Below are 19,631 nucleotides of genomic sequence, written 5' to 3'. Positions count from 1 at the left end.
GTCCCCATGTGGAGGTTTTCGCGTGAATCGATTAACGACAAAGAAGAATGTTCTGTATATCATCGGTATGCTTCTAGTATTTATCATGTTGGCGGGGTGCGGTTCACAGCCAGAGGATGAGGAGACAAAACAGGAAACACCAGAAAAAACTGAAAATCAATCAGAATCAACGGATTCAACTAGTGATCAAACAAAATTTGAACAAGAAAGTCCATTCGTTACGATTACAATGGAAGACGGGGATGAAATAAAGATTGAATTATATCCCGACATTGCTCCAAATACCGTTAATAATTTTATTTCTTTGGCTGAAAACAGTTTTTATGACGGTCTCATTTTTCACCGTGTTATCCCTGATTTCATGATACAAGGCGGCGATCCAGAAGGAAATGGTAAAGGCGGCCCAGGATATACGATTAAAGGAGAATTTGATTCAAATGGTGTTTCAAATGATTTAAAACATAAGCGCGGCGTGATTTCTATGGCTCGTTCATCAGACCCGGACTCAGCGGGATCTCAGTTTTTTATCGTTGTAAGCGACTCTCCTAGTCTTAATGGTGACTATGCCGCATTCGGGCAAGTAATAGAGGGAATGGATACAGTTGATGAGATCGCATCCGTAAAACGCGATGCTAACGATAAACCGAAAAAAGATCAAAAGATGAAAAAAATAGAAGTAGACACAAAAGGAAAAAAATTTCCCGATCCAGAAACAATTGAATAAACGTTAGAAGATGGTGCGCATTATAATGTGCACCATCTTTTTTATATCAATCGATCTTTTAGAAAGAAATATTCATATTTTGGTTAAAATCGGAAAGAATAAAACTATCCAAAGCAAGACTGCTTGTTTGTTTTTATACTTATTTACAAATCTAAGTTCTCAAGGAGGGATGTAAATGTCCGATAAATATGACAAGGACAATGAAAAGGATGTAAATACAAACGATAAAGATGGTGTTAGCCGTCGCCGATTTATTAAAAACACAGGATTAGTTGCTGGTGGGGTTGTTGGGGGATCATTGCTTGGTGGTGTTGTAACAAACCAATGGAATACCACCCCAGATAAAGATACACAAACAAAAGGGAACAAAACAACCCCAGAATTACAAGATGCACGCATGTTTTTCAGTCGTAAAGAGGATTTTGAAGTACTTAAAGCAGCCACGGAACGCATTTTCCCTGAGGACGATAACGGTCCTGGTGCTGTAGAACTAGGAGCACCTTATTTTATTGATAAACAATTAGCCGGACAATGGGGTTCGAATGCGAAGGCTTATATGAGAGATCCTTTTAAACAGGGCAAACAGGTCCAGGACTATGAACATCAAGATAGAGATCAAGATAAGCAAGGACCACATTCAGATACACAGAACCCGACACCAACACCGAGATATCAAACAAGATTGAACAGAGGGGAGATGTTTATTCAAGGACTCCGGAAATTAGATAAAGAGAGTCAAGATCGCTTCAAGAAGAAATTCATAGATGCCGAAGGAGATCAGCAAGATGAAATACTTGAAGCTTTTGAAAAAGGGGAAGTTCAAATGAAAGGTGTTGAAGCTACAACCTTTTTCAATTTACTCCTGCAAACTACATTAGAAGGTGTATATGCAGATCCAGTATATGGAGGCAACAAAAATATGCAAGGTTGGGTCATGAAAGAATACCCTGGACCACGTGCAGCTTATATTAATGACATAGAAAGTGATGATTTTATTAAGATGGAACCAAAGAGTCTAAGGGACTACCAAGGTTAACTGGAGGGATAGATGATGGCAAAAAAGTTGGATAAAGTTGATGTCGTTGTTGTTGGTTCTGGCTGGTCTGGCGGCATTGTATCCGCCGAGCTTTCTAAAGCAGGTTATAAAGTGGTTACACTAGAGCGGGGAGAAAATAGAAAAACAGCAGATTACACTGGAGTGAAAGACGAACTTCGCTATACCAACCGCTTTGAAATGATGCAAAATTTATCACATGAAACAATTACCTCCCGTAATGAAATAAACGAAACAGCACTGCCCGTTAGAACCCAGGGTGAAATGATGGCAGGAACGGATCTAGGCGGTGGCGGTGTTCACTGGGCAGGAGCATCCTATCGATTTGATCCCTACGATTTTGAAATCTATAGTAAGACAGTCGAGCGATATGGGAAGAAAAAAATACCTGAGGACATGACGATACAAGACTGGGGAATCACCTACGACGAGTTGGAGAAGTATTATGATAAGTTTGATAAAATGGCTGGAATCTCTGGTGAAGAAGACCCACTTGGTCCAAAACGTTCAAGTGACTACCCAAATCCACCGATGAAAGAAACGCCAAATTTACGTTTATTTAAAGATGCAGCCAAAAATTTGGGTTATCATCCTTTCCAAATTCCATCCGGTAATATCACGGAAAATTATGAAAACCCGGATGGACAGGTAATCAATCAATGTCAGTATTGTGCTTTTTGCACCCAATATGGGTGTGATTTTGGAGCTAAAGCAGATCCCATTGTTACAGTCATTCCAGCAGCAAAAGAAACAGGTAATTTTGAGTTAAGAACCCAATCCTACGTACGACGGGTGCTCCATGATGGTGGCAAAGCAAATGGGGTCCTATATGTTGATACGGTGACAGGTCAAGAGTATGAACAGCCTGCTGACGTTGTTGTTCTGGCTGCATTTACATTTACGAACAATCGTTTATTAATGTTATCTGAGATCGGTGAGCCATATAATCCAAAAACAAGAAAAGGCGTTATTGGTAGAAACTTTAATGGCCAATATAATAATTCTCATCTTGGTGCGAGAGGATTTTTTAAAGATAAGAAATTCAACCTTTATATGGGCGCAGGGGCACTTGGAGCCACGTTCAGTGATTTTCAAGCTGATAAATTTGATCATACTGATTTGGATTTTATTCACGGCGGACAAATTGAAATCAGACAATATGGTGATGGTGCAATCGCAAGTAACAAAGTTCCAAAAGGCACTCCAAAATGGGGACCGGAATTCAAGGAAAATTCTATTTTCTATGCAAATCGAAACTTAAATTTATGGTATACCAATGCAGTCATGTCTTATTGGCATAATTATTTGGATTTAGATCCAACATATAAAGATGATTTTAATGATCCGCTTATTCGAATTACAAATAAATTCACTGATCAAGATTTTAATATCTCGAAATTTGGTATTAAAAAATGTAAAGAAGTCTTGAAAGAAATGGGCGCCGATATCATTGATGAAGATGAAATACCTAAGAAATTTAATCATGTCTATTTCGGAGGACATTACACCGGGGGCGTGATTATGGGAGACAACCCTGAAACATCTGCAGTGAATAACTACTTGCAAATGTGGGATGTAGACAATCTCTTTGTAGTGGGTGGCTCTGCCTTTCCTCAATTCGGAGGGATTCACCCAACCCCAACAATAGGAGCACTAGCTTATCGTGCTTCTGAAGGAATCGAAAAATACCTCAAAAACGGCGGCCAACTCGCAACAGCAAAAGACAACAGCAGCACCGCATAAAAAAAAGCAAGCAAAGCGCTTGCTTTTTTTTATGGTGCCTGGCACCACTCGAATATTGTCGATTCATATTCATAGGATATCTAGCCAGATTTTGATTGCTGTTGCTAAAATGAGCAGTGCTAATATCCATTGCAATACTTTTGTGTTCACCTTTTTTCCGACATTAGCTCCTAGTGGAGAGGCAATGAGACTTGCGACGATCATGATAACTGCCGGCAAAAATAGCACTTGTCCCGTGACCAATTTTCCTGTGGTTGACCCGATCGAAGAAATAAAAGTGATCGCTAGAGAGGAAGCGATTGTCATTCTGGTAGGAATTTTTAGCACTAACAGCATGATCGGTACTAATATAAATGCTCCTGCAGCACCAACAATTCCTGCACCAATTCCAACAAGAAGCGCTAAACCTGCCGCAAGCCATTTATTAAAAGTCACTTGATCATGCGGCAGATCATCATTTCCCTTCTTCGGTACAAACATCATGATAGCAGCGATCGTTGCAAGTATCCCGTAAACAAGGTTAATGCTGCTCTCATTCATCAACTGAGAACCATAACCACCTATAAAACTTCCTATTAGGATACTTATCCCCATATAAATAATCAGTTGTTTATTTAAATATCCACCTTTTCGGTATGCCCAAACTCCACCAACAGTAGCAAATAAAACTTGAACCGCACTAATTCCAGCTACTTCATGAGCAGTAAATGCACCTAATCCAAGTAAAGGCGGAATATATAATAACATTGGATATTTGACAATCGATCCACCAATCCCTACCATTCCGGAAATAAAGGATCCGATGAATCCAATTAAAAAGATCGTTATCATAAAAAGAATACTATAATCCAATTACATTCCCCCTCTAAAGAGGGGACCCATCACAATGGGCCTCCTACTATGCTTTTTTAATCCAAAACTTGAATACTTGATCTTCCTTCGTTTGTTCTAGTAACTCATGACCACCGGACTTTGCCCATGCAGTCAGATCGCTTTTTGATCCTTCATCTGTTGTGTGAATTTCTAAAATCTCACCTGTACCAATCGTCTCCATTGTTTTTTTGGCTCTGACTATTGGCATTGGACATGCCAATCCTGTTGCATCTAAAACTTTAGCTATTTCCATTTGTATTCCTCCATTAATCGAATTATTTTCTTTATACAAGATAGATTATCTTCCTAATTATCCAATTGCACAACGGTTAGGACCCACTTCCATATCACGTTGTTGCTCATTTTCCGGATTCATTTTACCCATATTTGTTTTACGAATTTCTTCATATGCATTTGGCTGCGGTGGTAAATTTTCAGTTACCATTTTTCTGAACTTATCTTCATCTTCCACCTGCAAGCCAGTATTTTTTTGATAAAGGTCACCTAAGCGGGCAGACACACTTCCATCTTCTGCTAATTCCTCTACAAATGAAAAGTGTGCTGGTAACACGATTAAATCATCTGACAAGTTTGTATAGCGGCTGTATAATGTGCTACGAAGATCTTCTACCCAGTCTTCTGCTTTTCCGGCAAGGTCAGGACGTCCGATTGATTGAACAAACAATGTGTCGCCTGTTAATAAATATGTCTCATCAACAACAAGTGAAGTACTTCCGATTGTATGGCCTGGTGAATAAATTGGCTGCACAGTAACAGACGTATTTCCAACATGAATTGTCTTTCCTTCTTCAAGGGATGTGTAGTTAAAGGTTACTTCTTCAGCATCTTTTGAAGGAAGGTAATAGGTTCCACCCGCGTTTTTAGCTAGTTTACGCCCGCCAGATATATGATCTGCATGCAAATGCGTATCAAGTACATGTTTGATTTTTACACCGCGCTCCTTAGCGAAGTTTTCATAACTCTCAGTCATACGGGCTGCGTCGACGATGGCAGCTTCTCCATTTGATTCAATAAAATACGATAGGCATCCTTTTCCTAGACGCACAAATTGATAAATAGCACCCCCATCTTTTAGATCTCCAAGCTTAACTGGCTCTAAATGTTCGCTCCATCCTTTCATACCACCTTCTAAACTATATGCATTTGTATATCCTGCTTCCTCAAGCATATCTGTCACCATTTCAGAAGATTTCCCTTTAGCACAAATAACATTCACATTTCTATCTTTTGGCAGTTTATCAGTGATTGAATCCACCCCATCCATTAGATTGAAATAAGGTTCGTTTAAGCTCTCCACTTTTTTTCCTTCAATTTTCCAATCGCTAAAAGCATCATTATTTCGCACATCTAAAATAAAAGTATCTTCCTGATTCATTATTTTTTTCGCCAATTCATTCGTTGTTATTGTTTTTGTCATCTGTTTTTCCTCCCTCATGAATCATTTCTGTAGGTCCATCCCACTTCGTCATACCCGGTATAACGTTTTTTACATTTTTATACCCTTTTTTCGCTAACCTTTGGGCAGCTTGATCACTTCGATTACCTGTACGGCATATCACATGCAATTCTTTTGTTTTATCGATTTCATCAAATCGATCTTCTATTTCCCCAAGGGGGATATTAATAGCCCCGGGTATATGCCCAAACGCAAATTCCTCTTGCTCTCTGACGTCTAAAATTGTAATTGGTTCTTTTATTGCTAGTTTACTTTTCAATTGTTCTAGGTTCACAATCTCACTGTATGCTACTTCATCCTTTATATTATCCATCTCTGCTTTTCTTATATAATGTATGAACACCTCCCCATCTTCCTTAGTGCCAAGATAATCATGGCCTGTGCTATCAGCCCACGCTTTTATATCAGCCTTTGAGCCTTCATCTGTCGCTTGAACCTCAATCACTTGATTAGCTTCCATATCTTCGATTGCCTTCTTTGTACGTACAATCGGTACTGGGCACGAAACACCTTTTGCGTCTAAAATTTTATCGGATGAAATTTCCACAGGCTCACCTCCTCTAAAAATTATTTACGGTATGGGGTATTAAATATGTCAAAAAAATTTATATAAATAAATCTACATTCCCATCTTCTGCATCGCCAATATATGCACCAACCCCGGCATACTCAATACCATCAAGCAATTCCTCTTTTTGAAGCCCCAATAAATCCATTGTCATTGTGCAAGCAATAAGCTTTATATCTTGCTCACGTGCCATTTCTACTAATTGAGGAAGAGGCATAGCATTATGTTTTTTCATAATCTTTTTAATCATCTTTGGTCCCATACCTAAAAAGTTCATTTTAGAAAGTCCCATTTTATCTGTACCTCTAGGCATCATTTTCCCAAACATCTTCTCCATCAAACCTTTTTTCACAGGTACTTGATTTTCTTTCCGCAATGCATTTAATCCCCAAAAGGTATGGAATATTGTTACTTCATGGTCATATGCAGCAGCCCCATTCGCGATAATATATGCTGCCATTGCTTTATCATAATCACCACTGAAAAGTACAATGGTTGTTTTCTTTTTGTCAGGCATTTTATTAACTCCTCTCCTTCGGTTATACATATACTTGTAGGGGTATTTAAACAACCTGATTCTTATCTTATATGTTTGAGCATATTTTGTCAACCATCAATTTTCATCAAAAAAGGTAGGTTGTTTAAAAACTGGCTACAGTTCTACAACCCACCTTGATTGAACAGACATATGTATCTGGTAATTTTGTTTCATTTTTTCTTTATTGCACGATGATTCTTCCACCATTAATGGAATGACTTCCCTATGAGGTTTCTTCCTTGTTCAGTCTTTCATCGGATTTATGGATAACTTTTCGATATACGTATTTCGATTTATCTTTTCCCTTCGGTGACTGAATTAGCTACTTGAACCTGCTCCTCTGAAGTTTTCTATTCGATTAGTTATTCATCTCTGCATCCCACTTACCATTTTTCTAACTTCTTTAATATTTTCCATTTTATTATCCCAAGTTTTCTGACTTAAATCGACGGCATATTCTTCCGGATGAATGGTCCGTTTATATTCATCCCAAAACAAATCCAATTGGTCTTTCGTATATGCTTGCATTTCATATAGATCAGGAGTTTCATATACTAATTTACCATCCATAAATATATCATGATGCAAATTGATGGCGTTGAAGTTTGTGACGAACTTACTAATATACGTATGAATCGGATGGAACATTTTTAATTTTTCTTCCTCATTTGGATATTCATTTTCTAACGTAATATAATCTCCCTCAGCCCTGTTATTTATCGTGTTCACAATACGATACAATTTCTTCATACTTGGAGTGGTGACTTTCTCTGGATTACCTGATATTTTAATCGTATCCACCATTTCCCCATGCTCATTTTCTATAGAGACGAGTTTATAAACAGCTCCAAGCGCGGGCTGATCAAATGCGGTGATCAATTTGGTCCCCACTCCCCAAGCATCAATTTTTGCCCCTTGTGCCTGCAAACTTAAAATGGTCTCTTCATCCAAATCGTTCGAAGCAACTATCTTTGTCTCATGAAATCCTGCATCATCAAGCATTTTACGGGCTTCTTTTGACAAATAAGCCATATCACCGCTATCTAGACGAACACCTGTGAAGTTGATTTGATTTCCTAATTCCTTAGCTACTTTAATCGCATTTGGTACGCCCGATTTCAAAGTGTCGTACGTATCTACCAGAAACACACAATTTTTATGTCTTTGGGCATATTTTTTAAATGCTGTATATTCATCCCTATAAGCTTGAATCATCGAATGAGCATGCGTTCCTGAGACAGGTATACCGAATAATTTACCTGCCCTTACATTACTCGTTGAATCAAAACCTCCTATAAATGCTGCCCTGGTTCCCCAAATAGCAGCATCCATTTCATGTGCTCGTCTTGTTCCAAACTCCATCAATTGCTGTTCTCCAACGGTTTGCCTAATTCTGCAAGCCTTTGTTGCAATCAACGTCTGATAATTAACGATATTAAGCAATGCCGTTTCTATTAATTGTGCTTCAGCAAGAGGTGCTTCCACACGGAGAATTGGCTCATTTCCAAAAACAATTTCCCCTTCACGTACGGATTTAATATTACCAGTAAAACGTACCGTCTTCAGATAGTCAATAAAATCATCAGCATAACCAAGTTCTTCCTTTAAATAAATTAAATCCGATTTGCTGAAGCGGAAGTGATGAATAAAATCAATAATTTTCTCAAGCCCTGCAAAAACACCAATTCCATTGTCAAATGGCAGCTTTCTAAAATACAAATCAAATACAGCTCTTCGCTTATGAACATTGTCTTCCCAATATGTTTCCGCCATATTAATTTGGTATAGGTCCGTATGTAATGCTAAACTATCGTCTGTGTAGGACATGAATGAAACCCCCAAAAATTGTTATCGTATCCATTTTACCCTCTTAAAGAAAAACCCTTAGAAAGCAGAAAAATCTAAGGGAATAAATCTCTTCTATTTCGTTTTATGAATATATTGCCGCATATGGTCTTTCATACCAGCCAAACAAATTTTAGCGGGATCTTGATCGGTATCAAGCTCAATGGACGTGCCATCTTTAGGCAACGTTTCAGCGAAAATTTGTTCATATTCAGAAACGGATACTTCCGTTCTTGCTGAAAATAATTCCGTATGTTGTCTCGTATTTAAATAATTTCGGTAATTCGGCTGCAATATACCGGTAAAGAATTCTCCTACAGCACCTGACCCGTAGCTGAATAAACCAATTCTTGAGCCGGCAGCTAAATCTTCTTTTTGTTCTAAGAGAGAAAGTAGCGCCAGATATAACGAACCAGTGTAAATATTTCCGATATTTCTGCTATACTGCGTACTGATTTTATAGTTTGAAAGTAATCGCTCTTGCGTTTCTTCTGCCGTTTCATCCAATACCGTTTTTAATGCCTTATAACCCATTTTTGTATATGGTAAATGATAACAAATTGCCTCAAAATCCTGAAGCGCTAGACCACTTTTTTCTTTATATTTCCCCCATATTTTTGAAAAAAATGAAATGTATTGTTCATTCGAGAGCTTTCCGTCTACAAGTGCCATTTCCGAATAAACTGGCCGCCAAAAGTCCATAACATCAGCGGTTAAATAAGCACTATGTTCTTCAAGTTTCATAATCTTTGGTTCTGCGCTAATGACCATGGCGATAGCTCCAGCACCTTGTGTCGCTTCACCTGAAGTTTTTAATCCGTATCTGGCAATATCAGCTCCCAGCACCAATACTTTGCTGCTCGGATTTAATGCAATATGTCCTTTTGCCATTTGGATGGCTGCCGTTGCACCGTAACATGCCTGTTTCACTTCTACTGTTCGTGCCCAAGGGTTCATTCCAAGCAAATGATGGATGTAGACACCGGCAGACTTTGAGTGATCAACCCCTGTCTCTGTGCCAAAAATGACAAAATCGATCTTTTCCTTATCTGCCTCAGTCAAAATATCAAGCGCTGCATTGGCTGCTAATGTCACCGTATCTTGAGTAATTGGTGCAACTGCCATTTTCTCTTGTCCAATCCCAATTGTAAATTTTTCTGGCTCTACCTCTCTTGAGACAGCTAATTTGTTCATATCTACATATAAATGAGGTGCATAGAAGCCAATTTTATCTATTCCAATATCCAATGTCCTGCTCCTTTGCTTTCAGTTATTCTAACAAGTGATAATTTTCACAAGTAAACTTTTATATGATTAAACATTCTAATGATAATATAATTTAATAGGAAAAACAATCATTTGTGAAAAATTAGCGAACAGTGCCTGGCACTGTTCGCTTTTTAATCGTGTTCAAGCTCAAATTCCCGTTTTAAATATGTTTCAAAACGTTCATCAACATATTCTTTTATAAATTGATCACGTTTGTCTATGTCTTCTGCTTTCCGGAATAAACCAACGCGTTTCTTTCGTTGCTCCATTGGCTGCCTCTGCCAAAGAGCCATCGCTTCTTTTTCCAGAATTCTATTAACCTTACGTTCAATCATAATTTGGTTGAAACGATCGATCCGTTTCTCTTTTGGTTGGTCAAGCTGCTTTATTTCTTCACTTTTTACATTTTGATTTTCTAGTATATTCCTTATATAATCCAACTGTTCTTGGAGTTGCTTTAATAGTTGCTTATTAAACTCATTTTGCTGCTGTCTAAATTCCTCAAAATTCATAGGAGAATCGAGGTTTCTAGGCCGACTCATTGTATCTTCTTGATTGTCATCTACTGTAAATGCATATTCATTGGACAAAATACTTTTAATTTCCGTTGTTTCATAATCTTTTCCATAAAGATATGCGATTCGCTGCAGAATTTCAATCGTTTCAGGATGATACTTTTTTCCTCTGCCTCTTTGTTCCCAGCGGAAATGTTCTTCAAAGTTGTTTAAATATCTTCTAGTAGTAGTTTCTGGAATTTCAGTCCGTTTACTTAACTGACTTACCGAAAACCATTCCTCCACGAACACCTCTCCTTTCATTCAACCACCATTCAACCGCCATTCATTGACACCCTTATTTTAACATGAATGAGTCTATGTGTCTTGCAAATTTTGTAATTTTTTGTAGATGATGGCCAAAGCAAAGACCTTTATATTTTCTTTTTGTTTCCAAAAAGGTCCCCGTTCTTTTTTTGTTCATGTTCATTTCGGATCTTTAAATTCAAATGCTTCTGCTTTTTCCAGGTCCACTATTGTCGCCTCTCCTACTAGCAATTTTTGAAGCTCCGAAGTTTACTTTAGCTTCTTGAATTCCAGGCAATTCTTTTACATTTTCCTCGAATATTTTCGCGCAATTCGCATAATCAAGTCCTTGTATACGATAGTTCTTAACTTTACTTTCGGCTAATTGTTCTACTTGACTCGTCATTCTTATTCAACTCCTTATTGTGGGTCACTGCAGTATCTTTTATGTCGATTTAAAACAACCAAAAAAGAATTGGCTCGGGTCCAATTCTTTTTTCACTTGATCAATCATGCTGTTTTCTATTTAAAAATATTTCTGAGGCAATTTCCATGAATTCTAAAACATCTGACTCAATAGGATAGAAGCCTACCTTTTGTGATTTTTCAGGTGATTTCCTAACTTCCCACAGCTTCTTAAGAAAAGCATCGTTATCCCCAAAAGTTTCTTTTTGTTTTTCATGTATGCGCCTAATGATACGTTGTACTTCAGGTGCTTGAGCCCCTTTTGACATATGCTGTTTTAATTGCCCTAACAAAGAAACCCATTCAAGTGTATCCGGATCCCCGCTATTAACATTTGGCAGAAGATCTAATAATTCTTTTTCATCTTCATTAAATAATTGATTTCTAAATTCCATTCGCTGATCCATATTACGCTTATATAACTCTATTAGTTTTTGCATATCGATTAAGTTAATATCTCCATCCATTGTCAGATTGTTCATTAAGCCTTTAATGGTTGACTCAATTTCTTCCAGTTTATCCTTTTCTTTTTGAATATAGGTTAATTGATTTTGCAGACAGCTAACCCAATCCCACTGATGATCAAAGAGCATATTTTTAATTTCCTGCAGACTGAATCCTAATGTCTTTAAAAATTGGATCTCCTGGAGTTTGGCAAGTTCCTTTTTACCGTACAGTCTATGTCCGCCCTCTGTTTTACCTGCCGGGTGCAATAGGCCAATTTGGTCATAATAACGTAATGTTCTTACTGTTATGCCAGTCTGTTTTGTCACTTCCTTTATCGAAATCAAATCATCCACCTCCACTACTATGCACTCGGATTTTTCTTATCCTTTTCAGGAAAAATGGTATAGTACCAAGCATTGATTGTATCAGCTGCGAAGACAATTCCCCATATTACGCTAATTGGATAAATTACCTCTTTCTGATACGGACCATTTTCCGGTACGCCATCCATTTCCTCCATCCAAGACCAGTCTGATAAAACTTCTACTAGTGAACGGGAATGATCTCCGAAATATACCCAAAAAAAGGAATGAACCACAACAAATACAAATGTATGAACATACCAGCCTAGCCTATATTTACGAGCGATAAAACGTGGATCATTTTCACGCCTCATAATGCGACGATCTTTTTCTGTAAGTAATTCCACTCCTTTCCACTTTCCAATTTTTTGCTTCATAAATCGGTCCAGTTTTTTAAAGTCGGAAATACCAAACGTGCAGGCATATAATATGAAGATTGTTATAATAATCTGGAATGTTTCAATCTCTCCTGTTTTTTTATATACCACAAATGCCAAGACACCCTCCAGCATTGTCCCGGCAATAAATATAAATAAAAACAACATACCCAAAGCTTGTCGCCTAAAAGCATAACGTATCACTAAAAATAAGATGAGTGAAAGCCATGAAAAAATTTCAAGACTAATAAATATCTCCCACTGATACGGAATAATCACATCGGCCATATGCAATGTCTCCCCTGCGTATTTTTTCTTATGGACATCGAATGATATTTTCTAGTCCAAAACGGAAATGTAATATCAGTATACAAGATGACGTTACGTCAGTTTCAATCCTTTATTTGAAAAGAATATCACTAAATTTTCAACAAATTATTCAAAACTATAACATTCCTGTATAGGAGAATCGTACGTAACAGGTAACTATCCAAGTGCTACATCAAGAATCATCATAACCGTAAAACCGATCATCACGCTTATCGACGCAAGGTCCTTATTCCCTTCTTCTTGTGAACCCGGAATAACTTCTTCAACTACAACAAAAATCATTGCACCTGCTGCAAAGCTCAATGCATAAGGTAACAGAGGTTGAATAAAAGTTACAGCTAATGCTCCTATAACCCCCGCGAAAGGTTCAACCATACCGGAAGCCTGTCCATACATAAAGCTTTTTTCACGCGACATCCCTCCGCGCCGAAGTGGCATTGAAACAGCAAGACCCTCGGGAAAATTCTGAATGCCTATACCAATCGCAAGCGCAATGGCACCCGAAAGTGATGCAGTTGGTAAATCAACGGCAACCGCCCCGAAGGCAACCCCAACCGCAAGACCTTCGGGAATATTATGTAATGTAATGGCTAAAACGAGTAAGGTACTGCGCTTCTTTTGATCTGCGTGAATTCCTTCTGCCTGATCCATCGAAGAAGTTGGATGGAGATGCGGGAGTACTTTATCAGCAATCCACAGGAAAATACCCCCAAGCATAAAACCAATCGAGACGGGAATCCATCCAGGGACACTTCTCCCTTCTGCCATATCAAGAGCCGGTGAAAGCAAAGACCAGAAACTCGCAGCGATCATGACGCCACCAGCAAAGCCTAACATACTATCCATAAATCGCTGGTTAAACCCTTTTGTTGTAAACACCAAAGCAGCACCTAAGGCTGTCATCCCCCATGTAAACAATGTTGCAATCAATGCTTGCAAGATTGGGTGGAATTCTAAAAAATGAGAAATCATATTTGTCACTCCTTCTGTTCAGTATACCAATTCATCTTTTTAAACGCTCATCTATTTGACCTCTTCCATTCATCCAATTTTTCAATCCACACCCTAATTAACGCTCGTAGCTTTTTTGTCTCCATCTCGTAGGGTGGATATGTCTCGACATCAGCATCATCTTCAAACAAATCGTAAATTACCGTTGTATCAGCCTTAATAATAAGTCCACATCTATTTCCGCCAGACTCCACGCATTCTGTTACACCTGTTAACACACGCTCAATAGCTTCTAGGACACTATCATCAACAAGACGAGCGTCAGCCATGAGAAACTCACCGACAATTTTCATTTCAGGTTGATCAAATTCGATCGTTAATATTTTCTTTTCTTGTGAGCCATTTTTCAATGTAATTTCCCGAAATTGATACATAAACTATCCTCCTTCATAAACCGGAAATGCAGATATGATTTTCTCTTTCTGATCCAGGTACATGCTGATTTCCATCCCCTCCGATGTTAGCCCTGCATATGTATTCCCGTTTATCCATGTTTTAGCCTCATATGCTTCATTAATCGCATCGACGACTTGCTGAGCATTCCATTCTTTCGGGAAAAAAGTAGATTTTCCACCATTTGATGTTTTCGAAACTCCATTCACCTCAATTTCCGCCTCATAAACACCGGATGCATTTGGTTTCGTTTCCGTACCCTGAACAATATTTCCTTTCTTTGTAGGAAATCCATCATAATGAAAACCAACCGCCTGGTTCCTTTGATTAACTTCCCCTTCAAATATATGTTCAAGCGCTCCGTCTTTGAAGTATTTTGTATCAAATAAGTCGGAAATAGATGTAATCGATGAGTCAGAAGTAGTGTTCTCTAATTCATTACTACCGTCACCGTTTTCTAGAATGCCCTCTACCGTACAGCCGAATAAAAGAAAGGTACTAAAAATCAAAATGATTATACTTTTCCATTTAGCAAACATCATTTTTCACGTCCTCATAAAAATCTTGTATTATCAATATAGTCAATTTGACGATGATGTCAATATCGGATAAAAAATAATCCCTTACATGCCTATTAGCAAGAAGAGATTATCTTTTAATTTTATCCTCTTTTTCTTTTGTTTTTCTTATTTTCTAAATTAAGAAACTCACTATCTTCTGCAAACTCTGCATCATTTCTGCCAATCTTATTGTTTTTATTCTTATTATTTTGCCGTCCTTTATCTTTGTTACGATTTTTATTTTGCTCTGACATGTCTACGTCCTCCTGTCCTATTTCTTCACGTATAGGTTGTCCAAATTCAAATAAAATAATCGCGTTATTCTTTCGTTTCATGTATCCTAACATTAATGGCAATTTACTTTCCATCATGATCAAAAATATCTAAAATGGCAGGGATCCTTATGCAAAAACTAACTTTTCACCCAGCATGGGAGAAGACATTATCTGTAAAAGATAAAGAGCAAATCGAACAATCCTTTCATCATACACGCTTTTCCAGCTGCAGTATTCACTTCACACCTTTATGGGAAGCAATCAATCATAAAGGAGAACTGCTAGTCACGGTAATCATTCATAACTCGACTGATAGACCAGTTCTTTTTCATCACCAACAATTCATTTACGAAAAAAATAGAACAGTCATCGCATCATCCAATTTCTCACTTCCTTCACAAGTGCAAAAGGAAACAAGCATGCCTTGGACATTCATTTTTCCATCTGGCACATTTACAGACGCCTCCGAAATAAAAGGTGGTGAAATAACTATGAAAGAATAGACAAGTTCATTTGTTTTTATCACTAAAAAAGATCAATCCCGCTTTCAATTCATGATCAAGATGTAAAACTCCGTATGAATAATAAGGAAGTATCCGTTTGCCCGGATTCATGAAGATGACTTTTTTAAGTATCAAAAATAATGACATCTATAATTTTAATTTATAACAAAAAAAGAATCGGACATTGGTATCCAATTCTTTTCCTTGTGTGTATCGCTTGTCTTTTTTTCAAACGCCTCGCTTATTCCCCCATAAATACGTATGTAACTGTGGCAACACACGAACATCTTTGAATACTTCATCTTCCATTACAAGATCAACCAGCTGTTCATATTTTTTCAGTAAATGAGTGATCAGTTGTTCATCATTTGTTTGCTCAATGTGTTCATTTCCAACCTGAAGGAAAAGTGCTGCATCAGGATAGCGTTGATGGACATCTTTCGCATAGTTAAAATCCGCATGATCAAAGATGACAATTTTCAAGCTATACATCCCTTGCTGTTTTTTATTTAATGCATCAATAATAAAGTCCAGTTTTTCAAAGTCTGTTTTCATTCCTGAACTTGGCGGTTTCGGTGAAATTGTCAAATCATCAATTTGCGTAAACCAATCCTGCCACTTACTTCCTTGGGTTTCTAGAGCTACTTGTATTTGCGTATCGTGCAGGATATCAACTAATTCACCCAGTTGACGCAACAAGGCCGGGTTCCCGCCAGAAATTGTAACATGATTGAATTTGTTTCCGCCCTTAGCTTTTAAAGCATCAAAAATTTCTTCTGGTTCCATCATTTGTATCAAATCTTTTTCTGAACCGTCCCAAGTAAATTTCGAATCACACCAGGAACACCCATAATCACAGCCTGCCGTCCGGACGAACATTGTTTTTCTTCCAATAACCATTCCTTCGCCTTGAATGGTTGGACCGAATATTTCAAGTACTGGTATCTTCATTATTTTTTTGCCTCCTTAGGACGGTAAACACAATAACTTGTAGGTGTCTCCCTAAGGAAAACTTGTAGGCACACAGGTTGATTCAAAAGTGTATTTAAATAATCCTGAACAATTTCATACGTAACACGTGCAATCACTTCGGTAGTCGGAAATGCTGTTGCATGGATATCTGAAAAGGCTGAATCCTTATTCATTACGCCATGATCAAATCGTTTCTGGATCAATTCCTTGATTGTTCTAAAATTAACAAGAAAACCAGTATGATCCAGTTCATCCCCAGCAATGGTAATATTGGCGTAATACGTGTGTCCATGCATATATTGACAGATGCCTGCATCTTCATGGGGAACATAGTGAGCCGCGGAAAAATGAAAATCCTTATTTAATTCATATGCATACGAATGTGCAGTGACTGGATAGATCTGTTGCATCATTTAGCACTCACTCCTGCTCGTTTTTCCTCATATTGCTTCAAACCTTTTTGCCTTAATTTGCATGATGGACATTCTCCACATCCGCTGCCTTTTAGTCCGTTATAACAAGTTAATGTATTTTCTTTGATATACTCAAAAGCATATAATTGATCACTAAGCTCCCAAACCTCAGCTTTGTCCAGCCACATTAATGGGGTATGAATAACAAACGAATCATCCATGGATAAATTTAATGTGACATTCAATGATTTCATAAACGCATCCCGACAATCCGGATATCCGCTAAAATCCGTCTCGCTGACACCAGTAATTAAATGTTTAGCGTTGATTTGCTTTGCTAGTACCCCAGCAAATGAAAGAAACAACAGGTTTCTCCCTGGGACAAACGTCGATGGCAGTTCACCCTCATCTTCTGTAATGTCTAAATCATTCCTTGTAAGGGCGTTTGGTGCCAGCTGATTAAGTAAAGACATATCCAGTTCATGCTGAGGAACATCAAGTTCCTTGCAAATCTCCCTGGCACAGTCAAGTTCAGCAATATGCCGCTGCCCGTACCGGAACGTCACCGCTTCCACATGATCAAACTTTTCCAGTGCCCAGAACAGGCAAGTTGTACTATCTTGGCCACCACTGAAAACAACCACTGCTTTTTTATTGTCCATTTTCATTCTCCTCTCCTTTTTAACAATGAAAAAAGAAAAGGCCGCCACCATTATTTCCATCAAAAAATAAAAAAACAACACCAAGGAAGTTGTGCTGTTTCTGTCTCCTTAGTTTTTTATAGAGGGATGGAATTGCGAACCTCTCCTGCACAATGCAGTATTCTTTTTTGATTGTACATTAAGTGTACCATAGATAAATGGGAATCAAAGATAATTAAACTAAAAAATGTTTTCCCGCTTATGAAAGATGTACTCCGCTAAAGAATCAGCTGTAAAATGCTCTTTGACTCCCCGTTTTTCAAGAAAATAGTCAATAATCTCATTCTTTTTCAATCCAATTTCACCTAACCCTTCAGCAACCGTAGCTAAATAAGCTGCAGAAGGCTTCGTAAAGATTGCTGCATCTACTGGAAAATTAGCGGTAAATGTAAACATCGGAAAGCCATCTTCATCACCAAGATAAAATATCGTACCATACCATCCATCTGTGATTGTAACGGCACCTTTTTTCTTGATTGTCTTAAAGTCAATTTCCAGTCCAGGCTTCTTATTCTCCTGGGCAACGACTTCAGAGAACTGTTCTCTCGTGATAAGATACTTCCTTCCTATTGTTCGTGCTGTCTCCATAAAGTCATGTCCCATAAAAGCAACCCCTCCTTTTCCCCATTTACTCTGCTCTTTCGCAAAATATAATGGGTAAGGGAGCTCCACCATCGCATTTCTTCTCGGTGGTGTTTTATCCGTGCACCCACGTTCCTTTTTATCGGCACCGCGGGGAGTAGATCCATTAATATAACATAGAAATCGGTCTTCGCAAATATTAGACCCGTAACTAACGTACCATACCTCCATCTTTTTAACTCCTCTCCTCAACAAATTCACTTCCATCGTAACATAAATATCGTATTAATTTTGTTAAGAAATTATAACCGAAATCTGAAATTTTAAATGATTTTAAAATCAAAGGGATCGTACGCGAAAAGGGTCTTCCGGCTACCACCCCGGAAGACCTAACATGGCTTTAATTTAAATTACCTGAAATACCTTACTTATGTTCTTCAACTTCCTTACTTTAATGCATCATTATACAATGCATTCACCTTATCCCAATTTATTGTATTCCACCAATTTGTGACAAATTCAGGTCTGCGATTTTGGTACTTCAAATAATACGCATGTTCCCAAACGTCGATCACAAGCAGTGGCTCTTTATTAAAAGCAAGAGGTGTATCCTGGTTCGGTGTGCTCATTACGGATAATTCCTTCGTATCATTATCCATCACTAACCATCCATACCCACTGCCAAATCGGGATATAGCAGCTTTTGATAGCTCATCTTGAAAATTATCAAAAGTCTTAAAGTTCTTCTCAATTGCACTTTTTATATCCGCAGTCGGATCCCCGCCACCATTTGGTGCCATCACTTCCCAAAATAAACTGTGACTATAATGGCCGCCACCATTATTTCGAACTGCCGTTTGAATATCACTTGGCAATTCATTCAAATTCGTTAATAAGTATTCTAGTGATTGATCTTGAAATTCTGTATAACCTTCTAAAGCTTTATTGAGATTTTTAACATATGTTGCATGATGTGCACCATGATGTAATTCTAATGTACGTGCATCAACATACGGCTCAAGCGCTTCTAAGTCATACGGCAAATCTGGAAGTACAAACTCAGACAACATTCTGCCTCCTTTTTCTATTTTATAATTTTGTTGCACATGTACAACATAACGCATTTATTGTGTTTAGTCAACATATTTTCAACCAGAATTTTTATTGCATTTATGCATATTTATAAAACATACCAAATCTAGTATCATTTATATGTTTTTAAACTTTGACGGACCTGGTCTAAAAAAACCCACAAAAAAAGAGGCTGGGACATAACTAGCCCCAAATAAACAAAATCGGTTGTGTTTATCAATAAATGATAAACGCAACCGTTTTTTCTTTTGTTTTTA

At 37.9% G+C, this 19,631-nt stretch carries 24 protein-coding genes and 1 riboswitch; of the genes, 4 read left to right on the top strand and 20 right to left on the bottom strand.

The annotated features are described in order from the left end of the window. Positions 1 to 22 precede the first annotated feature (22 nt). The 3 genes from J2Z81_RS13295 (at position 23) to J2Z81_RS13285 (ending at position 3,521) form a co-directional block, all read left to right on the top strand. Positions 23 to 724 (top strand): peptidylprolyl isomerase, encoded by a 702-nt coding sequence (locus J2Z81_RS13295; protein WP_038220922.1) that lies wholly within the window; start codon positions 23 to 25, stop codon positions 722 to 724. 175 nt (positions 725 to 899) lie between these two features. After that, the gene (locus J2Z81_RS13290) at positions 900 to 1,760 is read left to right on the top strand and encodes a gluconate 2-dehydrogenase subunit 3 family protein (RefSeq protein WP_051681379.1); all 861 of its coding nucleotides are present in this window, start codon (positions 900 to 902) and stop codon (positions 1,758 to 1,760) included. Positions 1,761 to 1,775: 15 nt separating this feature from the next. Next, positions 1,776 to 3,521, top strand: coding sequence for a GMC family oxidoreductase (locus J2Z81_RS13285; RefSeq protein ID WP_029267165.1), 1,746 nt, complete (start codon positions 1,776 to 1,778; stop codon positions 3,519 to 3,521). Between the two features lie 69 nt (positions 3,522 to 3,590). Here J2Z81_RS13285 and J2Z81_RS13280 read toward each other — a convergent pair whose 3' ends face one another. From J2Z81_RS13280 to J2Z81_RS13210, 15 genes are all read right to left on the bottom strand, one after another. Further along, the gene (locus tag J2Z81_RS13280) at positions 3,591 to 4,352 is read right to left on the bottom strand and encodes a sulfite exporter TauE/SafE family protein (RefSeq protein WP_390337288.1); all 762 of its coding nucleotides are present in this window, start codon (positions 4,350 to 4,352) and stop codon (positions 3,591 to 3,593) included. A gap of 67 nt (positions 4,353 to 4,419) precedes the next feature. After that, a complete protein-coding gene (locus J2Z81_RS13275) occupies positions 4,420 to 4,647 on the bottom strand; it encodes a sulfurtransferase TusA family protein (protein ID WP_029267168.1) in 228 nt (75 codons plus the stop codon). Positions 4,648 to 4,704: 57 nt separating this feature from the next. Continuing rightward, a complete protein-coding gene (locus J2Z81_RS13270) occupies positions 4,705 to 5,832 on the bottom strand; it encodes an MBL fold metallo-hydrolase (RefSeq protein WP_029267169.1) in 1,128 nt (375 codons plus the stop codon). Then, positions 5,807 to 6,418: a sulfurtransferase TusA family protein gene (locus tag J2Z81_RS13265; RefSeq protein WP_226371551.1), complete on the bottom strand. Its 612-nt coding sequence runs from the start codon at positions 6,416 to 6,418 to the stop codon at positions 5,807 to 5,809. The genes J2Z81_RS13270 and J2Z81_RS13265 overlap by 26 nt, the downstream gene beginning before the upstream one ends. A 58-nt stretch (positions 6,419 to 6,476) precedes the next feature. After that, a complete protein-coding gene (locus J2Z81_RS13260; RefSeq protein WP_029267171.1) occupies positions 6,477 to 6,956 on the bottom strand; it encodes a DsrE/DsrF/DrsH-like family protein in 480 nt (159 codons plus the stop codon). A 387-nt stretch (positions 6,957 to 7,343) separates the two neighbouring features. After that, entirely contained in the window at positions 7,344 to 8,804 is a 1,461-nt protein-coding gene (locus J2Z81_RS13255; protein ID WP_226371550.1) for a nicotinate phosphoribosyltransferase, read from the bottom strand. A gap of 93 nt (positions 8,805 to 8,897) precedes the next feature. Beyond that, positions 8,898 to 10,070 carry a hydroxymethylglutaryl-CoA synthase gene (locus J2Z81_RS13250; RefSeq protein WP_029267174.1) on the bottom strand — a complete coding sequence of 391 codons (1,173 nt, stop codon included), beginning with the start codon at positions 10,068 to 10,070 and terminating at the stop codon, positions 8,898 to 8,900. 152 nt (positions 10,071 to 10,222) lie between these two features. Further along, entirely contained in the window at positions 10,223 to 10,891 is a 669-nt protein-coding gene (locus tag J2Z81_RS13245) for a MerR family transcriptional regulator (RefSeq protein WP_226371549.1), read from the bottom strand. Between the two features lie 199 nt (positions 10,892 to 11,090). After that, complete coding sequence (locus J2Z81_RS13240; protein WP_226981370.1) at positions 11,091 to 11,297, bottom strand: heavy metal-associated domain-containing protein; 207 nt, start codon at positions 11,295 to 11,297, stop codon at positions 11,091 to 11,093. A gap of 100 nt (positions 11,298 to 11,397) precedes the next feature. Next, positions 11,398 to 12,147 carry a MerR family transcriptional regulator gene (locus J2Z81_RS13235; RefSeq protein WP_226371548.1) on the bottom strand — a complete coding sequence of 250 codons (750 nt, stop codon included), beginning with the start codon at positions 12,145 to 12,147 and terminating at the stop codon, positions 11,398 to 11,400. 17 nt (positions 12,148 to 12,164) lie between these two features. After that, positions 12,165 to 12,830 (bottom strand): hypothetical protein, encoded by a 666-nt coding sequence (locus J2Z81_RS13230; protein WP_226981369.1) that lies wholly within the window; start codon positions 12,828 to 12,830, stop codon positions 12,165 to 12,167. A 198-nt stretch (positions 12,831 to 13,028) separates the two neighbouring features. Then, the gene (locus J2Z81_RS13225) at positions 13,029 to 13,844 is read right to left on the bottom strand and encodes a ZIP family metal transporter (RefSeq protein WP_226371547.1); all 816 of its coding nucleotides are present in this window, start codon (positions 13,842 to 13,844) and stop codon (positions 13,029 to 13,031) included. Between the two features lie 47 nt (positions 13,845 to 13,891). Then, a complete protein-coding gene (locus tag J2Z81_RS13220; RefSeq protein WP_038220923.1) occupies positions 13,892 to 14,257 on the bottom strand; it encodes a hypothetical protein in 366 nt (121 codons plus the stop codon). A gap of 3 nt (positions 14,258 to 14,260) precedes the next feature. Then, entirely contained in the window at positions 14,261 to 14,818 is a 558-nt protein-coding gene (locus J2Z81_RS13215; protein WP_029267184.1) for an EndoU domain-containing protein, read from the bottom strand. 119 nt (positions 14,819 to 14,937) lie between these two features. Continuing rightward, positions 14,938 to 15,090, bottom strand: coding sequence for a hypothetical protein (locus J2Z81_RS13210; protein WP_198020902.1), 153 nt, complete (start codon positions 15,088 to 15,090; stop codon positions 14,938 to 14,940). 149 nt (positions 15,091 to 15,239) lie between these two features. On the opposite strand from J2Z81_RS13210, the gene J2Z81_RS13205 reads away from it, so the two are divergent. Beyond that, on the top strand, positions 15,240 to 15,614 hold the full coding sequence (locus tag J2Z81_RS13205) for an SLAP domain-containing protein (RefSeq protein ID WP_226371546.1): 375 nt from the start codon (positions 15,240 to 15,242) through the stop codon (positions 15,612 to 15,614). 228 nt (positions 15,615 to 15,842) lie between these two features. Here J2Z81_RS13205 and queE read toward each other — a convergent pair whose 3' ends face one another. The 5 genes from queE to J2Z81_RS13180 form a co-directional block, all read right to left on the bottom strand. Continuing rightward, complete coding sequence (queE, locus tag J2Z81_RS13200) at positions 15,843 to 16,565, bottom strand: 7-carboxy-7-deazaguanine synthase QueE (protein WP_029267186.1); 723 nt, start codon at positions 16,563 to 16,565, stop codon at positions 15,843 to 15,845. Then, complete coding sequence (locus tag J2Z81_RS13195) at positions 16,565 to 16,999, bottom strand: 6-pyruvoyl trahydropterin synthase family protein (protein ID WP_226371545.1); 435 nt, start codon at positions 16,997 to 16,999, stop codon at positions 16,565 to 16,567. The genes queE and J2Z81_RS13195 overlap by 1 nt, the downstream gene beginning before the upstream one ends. Continuing rightward, positions 16,996 to 17,661, bottom strand: coding sequence for a 7-cyano-7-deazaguanine synthase QueC (gene queC, locus J2Z81_RS13190; protein ID WP_226371544.1), 666 nt, complete (start codon positions 17,659 to 17,661; stop codon positions 16,996 to 16,998). The genes J2Z81_RS13195 and queC overlap by 4 nt, the downstream gene beginning before the upstream one ends. A 102-nt stretch (positions 17,662 to 17,763) precedes the next feature. Continuing rightward, a riboswitch (PreQ1 riboswitch) is annotated at positions 17,764 to 17,810 on the bottom strand. A 70-nt stretch (positions 17,811 to 17,880) separates the two neighbouring features. After that, positions 17,881 to 18,513 (bottom strand): hypothetical protein, encoded by a 633-nt coding sequence (locus J2Z81_RS13185; protein ID WP_226371543.1) that lies wholly within the window; start codon positions 18,511 to 18,513, stop codon positions 17,881 to 17,883. A 215-nt stretch (positions 18,514 to 18,728) separates the two neighbouring features. After that, the gene (locus J2Z81_RS13180; protein ID WP_226371542.1) at positions 18,729 to 19,349 is read right to left on the bottom strand and encodes a superoxide dismutase; all 621 of its coding nucleotides are present in this window, start codon (positions 19,347 to 19,349) and stop codon (positions 18,729 to 18,731) included. Positions 19,350 to 19,631: the final 282 nt, after the last annotated feature.

The sequence above is a fragment of the Virgibacillus alimentarius genome (assembly GCF_017874635.1).
Lineage (GTDB): Bacteria > Bacillota > Bacilli > Bacillales > Amphibacillaceae > Virgibacillus_B > Virgibacillus_B alimentarius.
Note: the sequence above shows the minus strand (reverse complement) of the source record. Positions and strands in the feature narration are given on the sequence as shown.